Origin of the sequence: Arthrobacter sp. H41 (assembly GCF_000520535.1) — a bacterium.
Lineage (GTDB): Bacteria > Actinomycetota > Actinomycetes > Actinomycetales > Micrococcaceae > Arthrobacter_D.
Genome location: NZ_KI914834.1, coordinates 1 through 8,309 on the forward strand (window position 1 = coordinate 1; position 8,309 = coordinate 8,309).

6 protein-coding genes and 1 tRNA gene are annotated in these 8,309 nt (G+C 67.7%); 4 read left to right on the forward strand and 3 right to left on the reverse strand.

Annotation, left to right across the window (positions count from 1 at the left end; all coding sequences use genetic code 11):
* On the forward strand, positions 1 to 1,018 hold a 1,018-nt coding region (locus tag Y705_RS0115100; protein ID WP_026533464.1), incomplete at its 5' end, for a phosphoenolpyruvate carboxykinase (GTP).
* A gap of 77 nt (positions 1,019 to 1,095) precedes the next feature.
* Here Y705_RS0115100 and Y705_RS0115105 read toward each other — a convergent pair.
* Positions 1,096 to 2,502, reverse strand: a complete 1,407-nt coding sequence (locus Y705_RS0115105; RefSeq protein ID WP_026533465.1) for a phosphomannomutase/phosphoglucomutase — start codon at positions 2,500 to 2,502, stop codon at positions 1,096 to 1,098.
* A gap of 116 nt (positions 2,503 to 2,618) precedes the next feature.
* On the opposite strand from Y705_RS0115105, the gene Y705_RS0115110 reads away from it, so the two are divergent.
* A complete protein-coding gene (locus Y705_RS0115110; RefSeq protein WP_026533466.1) occupies positions 2,619 to 4,733 on the forward strand; it encodes a RecQ family ATP-dependent DNA helicase in 2,115 nt (704 codons plus the stop codon).
* A 68-nt stretch (positions 4,734 to 4,801) separates the two neighbouring features.
* On the opposite strand, the gene Y705_RS0115115 is transcribed toward Y705_RS0115110, so the two are convergent.
* Both Y705_RS0115115 and Y705_RS0115120 read right to left on the reverse strand, forming a co-directional pair.
* Positions 4,802 to 4,889, reverse strand: a tRNA-Ser gene (locus tag Y705_RS0115115).
* 72 nt (positions 4,890 to 4,961) lie between these two features.
* Positions 4,962 to 7,052 (reverse strand): prolyl oligopeptidase family serine peptidase, encoded by a 2,091-nt coding sequence (locus Y705_RS0115120; protein WP_026533467.1) that lies wholly within the window; start codon positions 7,050 to 7,052, stop codon positions 4,962 to 4,964.
* Positions 7,053 to 7,142: 90 nt separating this feature from the next.
* Here Y705_RS0115120 and Y705_RS0115125 point away from each other — a divergent pair, with 90 nt between their 5' ends.
* Together Y705_RS0115125 and Y705_RS20470 are read left to right on the forward strand one after the other, a co-directional pair.
* Entirely contained in the window at positions 7,143 to 7,868 is a 726-nt protein-coding gene (locus Y705_RS0115125; protein ID WP_026533468.1) for an FAD/NAD(P)-binding protein, read from the forward strand.
* Positions 7,781 to 8,309, forward strand: a 529-nt coding sequence (locus Y705_RS20470) for an FAD/NAD(P)-binding protein (protein WP_162149098.1), incomplete at its 3' end; no start/stop codon positions are given. The genes Y705_RS0115125 and Y705_RS20470, both read left to right, overlap by 88 nt.

Consider the following 8,309-nt stretch of genomic DNA (forward strand, 5'->3'; position numbering starts at 1 on the left):
GTCGGCCTGCGGCAAGACCAACCTCGCCCTGCTCGATCCCACGATCGACGGGTGGAAGGTTGAAACCCTGGGCGACGACATCACCTGGATGCGCTTCGGCAAGGAAGGCGAGCTGCGCGCAGTGAACCCGGAGGCCGGCCTTTTCGGCGTCGCGCCGGGCACCGGCTGGCACACGAACCCGAACGCGATGCGCGCCATCGCCAAGGGCAACTCCATCTTCACCAATGTGGCACTGACCGACGACGGCGGTGTGTGGTGGGAGGGCATGACCAAAGAGGTGCCGGAGCACCTGACCGATTGGCAGGGGAACGACTGGACGCCGGAATCAGGACGCACGGCGGCTCATCCGAATGCCCGCTTCTGCACCCCGATCGACCAGATCGACATGCTGGCGGAGGAATTCAACCGGCCCGAGGGAGTCGAGCTGTCAGCCATCCTCTTCGGCGGGCGGCGGAAGACCACCGTTCCGCTGGTCACGCAGTCGAGGAGCTGGGCCAACGGAATCTTCATGGGCTCCACCCTGTCCTCGGAGACGACGGCCGCCGCAGCGGGCGAGGTGGGCCGGGTGCGGCGGGATCCGATGGCGATGCTTCCCTTCATCGGATACGACGCCGGCGACTACCTGCGGCACTGGATCGACCTGAGCGCGAAGGCCGACCAGGAGCGCCTGCCCAAGATCTTCCTGGTCAACTGGTTCCGACGGACGGCCGACGGCGGATTCGCCTGGCCCGGCTTCGGTGATAACTCCCGCGTACTCAAGTGGGTCATCGAGCGCCTGGAGGGAACCGCCGACGCCGTCGAGACGCCCATCGGCTTCGTCCCGACCGGCGATGCCCTCGACCTGACGGGACTCGATATGACCCCGGCCGAAGTAGAGGCAGCCGTGCACGTGGACTCCGCGGAGTGGGCAGCCGAACTGGAGGGTATCGAGGAGTGGTACAGCCGGTTCGGGGACTCGTTGCCGGAGCAACTGACGGATCAGCTCAACGAGCTGAAGGAACGGTTCAGCGCGGTCTGACGGTTCCGGCAGAAAAACGGCCTCGCTGCTTCCGGATGGGGAAGCAGCGAGGCCGTTCTACTTCTGCCGGACGGGTTCTATTGCCGAACCAGTGCGAGCACCCGGTCCACCACCTGGCGGAGCGTTGCGGGATCCACCGCCTCGGCGTTCAGCCGCAGGTAGGGCTCCGTGTTGGACGCGCGCAGGTTGAACCACCACTTCCCGTGGTCCGGTGTGAACGTGACGCCGTCGAGTTCGTCGACCACCACGCCGTCGGTTTCGAACTCTGCCCGGGCACGCCCGATCGCGGCAGGGAGATCCTCGACCCTCGAGTTGACCTCGCCCGAGGAGAAGTAGGGCTCGTACTCGCGGCCGAGTTCGGACAGCGGGCCGTCCTGTGCGCCGAGCTCGGCAAGGACGTGCATGGCGGCGAGCATGCCGGTGTCGGCATTCCAGAAATCGCGGAAGTAGTAGTGGGCGGAGTGTTCGCCTCCGAAGACGGCACCCTCTTCCGCCATGACGGCCTTGATGAAGGAGTGCCCCACGCGGGTACGCACGGGACGCCCTCCCTCGCGCGCGATGAGCTCGGGCACGGCCCGGGACGTGATGAGGTTGTGGATGATCACAGGGGTTTCCTCGCCGTCCGCCTGGGCACGCGTGATCTCCCTGCGGGCGATCATGGCGGTGACGGCACTGGGCGAGACCGGCGCCCCCTTTTCATCGATGATGAAGCAGCGGTCGGCGTCGCCGTCGAACGCGATGCCGATGTCGGCGCCGTGCCGCACGACGGCCGCCTGCAGATCGAGGAGGTTCTCCGGTTCGAGCGGGTTGGCCGGGTGGTTGGGGAACGTGCCGTCCAGCTCGAAATACAGCGGGACAATCTCCAGCGGCAACGCCGGCAGGAGGCGGTCGCCGAGGACCGCAGGCGTGGTCAGGCCGGCCATTCCATTGCCGGCGTCGACCACCACCTTGAGCGGGCGCAGGGAGGAGAGGTCCACCTGCGAGCGCAGGAAGCGGGAGTATCCCGGCAGGACGTCGCGCACGCTGATGGAGCCGGGTTCGCCGACCTCGGGAATGGACCCTTCGTCGAGGTATCGCTCGGCGAGGCTCTGGATCTCCTTGAGCCCGGTCTCGGAGGACAGGGGGACGGCGCCGGGACGGGTCATTTTCATACCGTTGTACTGGGCCGGATTGTGGCTCGCAGTGAAGGTGACGCCAGCGGCGTCGAGCGTCCCGCTGGCGTAGTAGAGCTCATCGGTCGAGATGAGATCGAGCAGCACCACATCGGCTCCGCGCCGGGTAGCACCTTTCGCGAAGGCGCTGGAGAATTCCGGCGACGACGGACGCATGTCCCCGCCGACCAGGATCGACTCGCCCGCCAGGTCGAGGGAATCGACGAACGCAGCCCCCACCGCCGTGACGGTCGCCACCGTGATGGTCTCGCCGACGATACCGCGCACGTCATAGGCCTTGAAGGAAGCAGAGAGGTCGAAGGTTTTGTTCACGGTCTGAATTCTAGCTGTTGACGGATCGCACCTCCGCTTGTCCGGCCGCGCACTGTTTCCCACATACCCGGGGCCCGCTGCCTGGAATGGCAGTAGCGGCTGGAATACTTGGCGGCATGCCACAGACAGCACTTCTCCGGGACCAGGCCACCAGCATGCTCCAATCACTGGTGGGCAACGCGGACGCCGGATTTCACGAAGGACAGTTCGAAGCGATCGAGGCGCTCGTTGAAGGCGGCCGGCGGGCGCTGGTCGTCCAGCGCACGGGGTGGGGCAAATCGGCCGTCTATTTCGTGGCAAGCCTGCTGCTGAGGAACCGCGGCGCGGGCCCTACCCTGATCGTGTCCCCTCTGCTGGCGCTCATGCGCGACCAGGTGGCCGCCGCCGCCCGTGCCGGGGTGCGCGCGGAGGCCATCAATTCTGCCAACCAGACCGACTGGGACGACATCACCGCGAAGCTCGACGCCAATCAGGTGGACGTCCTCCTGGTGTCGCCCGAGCGGCTGAACAATCCGGCGTTCCGGGAACGCCATCTGCCCGAACTGATGCGCCGCACCGGCCTGCTCGTCATCGATGAGGCGCACTGCATCTCGGATTGGGGCCACGACTTCCGCCCCGACTACCGCCGGTTGCGTGAGCTGATCGCGGCGCTCCCCGGGGGCGTGCCCGTCCTTGCGACGACGGCCACGGCGAACTCCCGGGTGGTGAAGGACGTCGAGGAGCAGCTCGGGACCGGCGGCACCGACGTCTTCACGCTGCGGGGGGAACTCGCGAGGAAATCGCTCCGGCTGGGAGTGCTGCGGCTTCCGAGCCCACGTTCGCGGCTTGCGTGGCTCCTGACCCACCTGGACTCCCTGCCGGGGAGCGGGATCATCTACGCGCTCACCGTCTCCGCGGCCGAGGACACCGCGCGGCTCCTTCGCGAGAACGGCCACGCGGTGCTGGCCTACACCGGGCGGACGGACCCCGTGGACCGGGAGGCGGCTGAGGCTGCACTGAAGCAGAACGAGGTCAAGGCGCTGATCGCCACGAGCGCCCTCGGAATGGGATTCGACAAGCCCGATCTGGGGTTCGTGGTCCACCTCGGTGCGCCCTCCTCACCCGTGGCGTACTACCAGCAGGTGGGCCGTGCGGGCCGAGGTACACCGAACGCCGACGTCCTCCTGCTGCCGGGGGCCGAGGACCGCGACATCTGGGAGTACTTCGCCACCTCCTCGATGCCGTCGCAGGATGCGGCCCAGCGGGTCCTCGAGGCACTCGAACCCGGAACCGTCCTCTCCACTCCGGCTCTGGAAGCGCGGGTCAACCTCAAGAGGTCACCCCTGGAGCTGCTGCTCAAGGTGCTCGACGTCGACGGCGCCGTCCGCAAGGTGTCAGGAGGCTGGGAAGCCACCGGCCGCGCCTGGTCCTACGACGCCGAACGGTACCGGCGGATCAGCGAGGCACGGGTTGCCGAGCAGCGCGCCATGCTCGACTACGAGAACACCTCGGGGTGCCGGATGGAATTCCTGGCGCATTCCCTCGACGATCCCACCGCGTCTCCCTGTGGCCGCTGCGACAACTGCGCCGGGCCGTGGTACTCCGACGATATCGGCCACGACGCGTCCGATTCCGCAGGGCAGGCGCTGAGCCGGGTGGGCGTGGAGCTTGAGCCGCGCGGACAATGGCCGAGCGGCATGGACAAACTGGGTGTGCCGGTCAAGGGCAGGATCAAGCCCGGCGAGCTGGTGGGAACCGGGCGCGCGCTGGCCCGCATGACCGATCTCGGGTGGGGGAACCGGCTGCGCGAACTCCTTGCCGACCAGACTCCCGATGCGCCATTGGATGACGCCGTGGTGAAGGCCTGCATCCGCGTTTTATCCCAGTGGACCTGGGACAAACGTCCTGTTGCAGTAGTCGCGATGCCCTCACGGCGGCATCCCGAGCTCATCGGATCCCTGGCGCAGGCGCTCGCGGAAGTGGGGCGTATCCCGTTCCTGGGTGTGCTCGAAACACCTGACGGATGGCCGACCGGGCAGCCGGGCGGCAACAGTGCCTTCCGGCTCGCTTCCGTGTGGGACCGGTTCGGCGTCCCCGCTGAAGGCAGGGCCTGGTTTGCCGCCAATCCGGGACCAGTTTTGCTGGTCGACGATCTCGCGGACAGCCGCTGGACCATCACCGTGGCCGGGCGCGCGTTGCGGATGGCAGGCGCGGAATCGGTGCTTCCGTTCGCCCTCGCTATGCGGGCGTGACCTGCGGGCGGAGATCCGCCGCGTGGGACCCATGCAAAAGGGCCCCCTATTCCTAGGGGGCCCTGGCGCGGAGACGGGGAGATTTGAACTCCCGGTGGACTTTTGGCCCACACTTCATTAGCAGTGAAGCCCATTCGGCCGCTCTGGCACGTCTCCAGTCGCTATTGCTAGCTTCCCAAGGTTACCCAGAAGGGGCACACAAGAGCAAAACCGCCGGTTCGGTCCCGGTTACGCGTTGCGAGTCAGTGCCTGCCACAGGAACTCGTGCGTCATCACATGCATCCTTGCGGCCTGCCGGTTGTCGGAGGCACCGGCGTGACCGCCCTCCAATGCTTCGTGGAACCACACGTTCCCCACCCCCATGTCCTTCATCCGCGCGGCCATCTTGCGGGCCTGGACGGGCCCCACTCGATCATCGCTCGTTGCCGTCCAGATCAGCGTCTCAGGGTATGGGGTGCCCGGGCGCACCAGGTGGTACGGCGAGAACGTCCGCACGTACTCCCACTCCTCCGGCTTGTCCGGGTCGCCGTACTCGGCGATCCACGAGAATCCGGCCGACAGTTTGGTGTACCGGCGCATGTCCAGCAGCGGAACACCGCAGGAAATCGCTCCGAAGAGCTCGGGATAGGTGGCAAGCATATTGCCCACCAGCAGGCCACCGTTGCTGCGCCCGGTACAGCCCAGCAGCGCAGGCCTACAGACGTTGCGCCGCACCAGGTCCCTGGCGATCGCCGCGAAGTCCTCATACGCCCGATGCCGTTCGGAGTGCAGTGCCGCCTGGTGCCACCGCGGACCGTACTCGCCGCCGCCTCGGATATTCGCGAGGACGTAGACCCCCCGGCGGCCGTCGTCGGTCTTCCGCTCCAGCCAGCCCCGCCCCACCACACCGCTGTAGGCAGGAGTCATCGAGTGTTCGAAGCCTCCGTACCCGGACAGCAGGGTGGGGTTTCCGCCGTCGAGCACGAGGTCCTTCGGTGCCACCTGGAAGTACGGCACCCGGGTGCCGTCCTCCGACACCGCGAAGTGCTGTTCGACGTGGAACGCGTCCTCGTCGAAGAACGACGGCGTCGCCTTGACCTGCCGGTGCGTGCCGCCGATCTCCCCCCGGTAGAGCGCCGAGGGCGTGAGGAAACCCGTGGCGACGAGCCAGTAGTCATTGCCCGCTTCGGGGTCCTCGTCATCCACGGCGAAGGCGTCCACGGCGTGGAGGGGAGGGCACGCGTCCAGAAGGCCAGCCGTCCAGTCCTTCGCCGGGTCGAGGATGCGGATCTCGGATGACACGTCGCGCAGCAGGTTGAGGAGGAGGTAGTCGCGCGTCCAGCTCCACGACTGCAGGGAGGTGGCAGCGTCCGGCGTGAAGACGCAGGTGAACGAGCGGTCGCCGGCAAGGAAATCGTTCAGCCCGATGACCAGCAGCGAACCGGCAGCGTGGTTCTCCCCCCCGCAGGACCAGTCGGTGCGGGGCCGGCAGATCAGCCACTGCCGGTGCAGTGAAACATTCACGTCCTCGGGCACGTCGAGGTGCACCCATTCGCCGTCGACCCTCAGGTGCGTGCGGCTCGAGTAGAAGTCGATGGTGTCCACTGCGACGTCGCGTTCGAAGCCCGGCGTCTGGTCGCGGCTCACCAGAGCCATCATGTGGTGTCCCGGGATCTCGAAGTACAGTCCCGCGTCCTGCAGCGCCTGGCCGCGCTGAAGCCGGCGCACGGTGCGGGGGTAGGAACTGGAGGTGAGGGTTCCGGCGCCGAAGTCCGTGGCAACGTTCAGGGTGTCGGGCCCCGCCCAGCTGATCCGGCTCTTGGCGGTCGGAATGTCGAAGCCCCCGTCCACGAAGGAGCGGTCCCCGATGTCATATTCCCGGTAGCGGGTGGCGTCCCCGCCGTCGGGGGACAGCGCCACGAGCACGCGGCTGTAATCGTCGCCGGAGGCCGGCCGGAGGAACAGCGTTCCGCCCCAGACCCATTCCTCGCCCTCGTCGGCACTGAGGGCATCGACGTCGATCAGCACCTCCCACTCCGGTGCGGCGGTGGTGTAGCTCGCCCAGGTGGTGCGGCGCCACAGCCCCTTCGGGTGCCCGGCGTCACGCCAGAAGTTGTAGTAGTGCGATCCGCGTTTGGTGGCCAGGGGAATCCGATCGGTGGAATCGAGAACCTCGAGCACCCGTGATTCCATCTCACGGAACCCCGGAGTAATGAGCTTCTCCTCCGTGAGCGCGTTCTCCGCCCGGACCCATTCGAGCGGCCTGTCACCGTAGATGTCTTCAAGCCAGAGGAACTCGTCAAGGGAGGCGGGTGGGCGCTGTTCTGTGGAATGCGTCATCCAGCAATCCTAGACAGAACCGGGACCTTCCCGACCCGGCAGCACGGCGGCGCGGCTTATCGAGGAATACGGATTGGATAGGGTGGAGCCATGATCAACCGGGGGAGAGCAGAGGTGGCTGTGATCGGCGGCGGCCCCCGCGGAACGTCGGTGGTCGAGCGCATGATCGCCCACCTGGGTCAGGACGGCGCCGCTGGAGTGCAGCTCGTTCTCCACGTCATCGACCCCTTCGAACCCGGGCCCGGCCATGTCTGGCGCGCCGACCAGTCGAGGCTCTTCCTCATGAACACACCGTCCCGGTTTCCCACGGTGGTGCCCGTGGGTGATGCGGCCGAGGCCTTGCCGACTTCCCCGGTGCACCTCAGCTTCGACCAGTGGCGTGAGCGCGCGGCCCGCGGTACCGTTGCGGGGCTTCCTACCGACGACGCAGCGGAGGCGCGGAGCCTCGGCGCGGAGGACTTCCCGAGCCGGAGGCTGTACGGCCGGTACCTGGCCTGGGTGTTCCGGCAGCTGGTCGAGCACGCGGGCGAGGCCGTCGTCGTTCATCATTCGGCGGAGGTGCTGGCCGCGCGCCGGCACGGCGAGGGGTGGGTGCTCGAGTTCGACGACGGCGCCATCCTTCCGGTCGATGCCGTGGTCCTCGCGGCAGGGCATCTGCCCGCGAAGCTGACGCCCGAGCAGGAGAAGCTGCAGGACGCCGCCACCTGGGTCAGGACGGCGCCGCTGGAGTGCAGCTCGTTCTCCACGTCATCGACCCCTTCGAACCCGGGCCCGGCCATGTCTGGCGCGCCGACCAGTCGAGGCTCTTCCTCATGAACACACCGTCCCGGTTTCCCACGGTGGTGCCCGTGGGTGATGCGGCCGAGGCCTTGCCGACTTCCCCGGTGCACCTCAGCTTCGACCAGTGGCGTGAGCGCGCGGCCCGCGGTACCGTTGCGGGGCTTCCTACCGACGACGCAGCGGAGGCGCGGAGCCTCGGCGCGGAGGACTTCCCGAGCCGGAGGCTGTACGGCCGGTACCTGGCCTGGGTGTTCCGGCAGCTGGTCGAGCACGCGGGCGAGGCCGTCGTCGTTCATCATTCGGCGGAGGTGCTGGCCGCGCGCCGGCACGGCGAGGGGTGGGTGCTCGAGTTCGACGACGGCGCCATCCTTCCGGTCGATGCCGTGGTCCTCGCGGCAGGGCATCTGCCCGCGAAGCTGACGCCCGAGCAGGAGAAGCTGCAGGACGCCGCTGCACGGTACGGGCTGCAGTACTGGC

Coding starts and splice junctions, on each gene's coding strand:
- Y705_RS0115125 (WP_026533468.1), top strand. CDS start 7,143: ATGATCAACCGGGGGAGAGCAGAGGTGGCTGTGATCGGCGGCGGCCCC.
- Y705_RS0115120 (WP_026533467.1), bottom strand. CDS start 7,052: ATGACGCATTCCACAGAACAGCGCCCACCCGCCTCCCTTGACGAGTTC.
- Y705_RS0115110 (WP_026533466.1), top strand. CDS start 2,619: ATGCCACAGACAGCACTTCTCCGGGACCAGGCCACCAGCATGCTCCAA.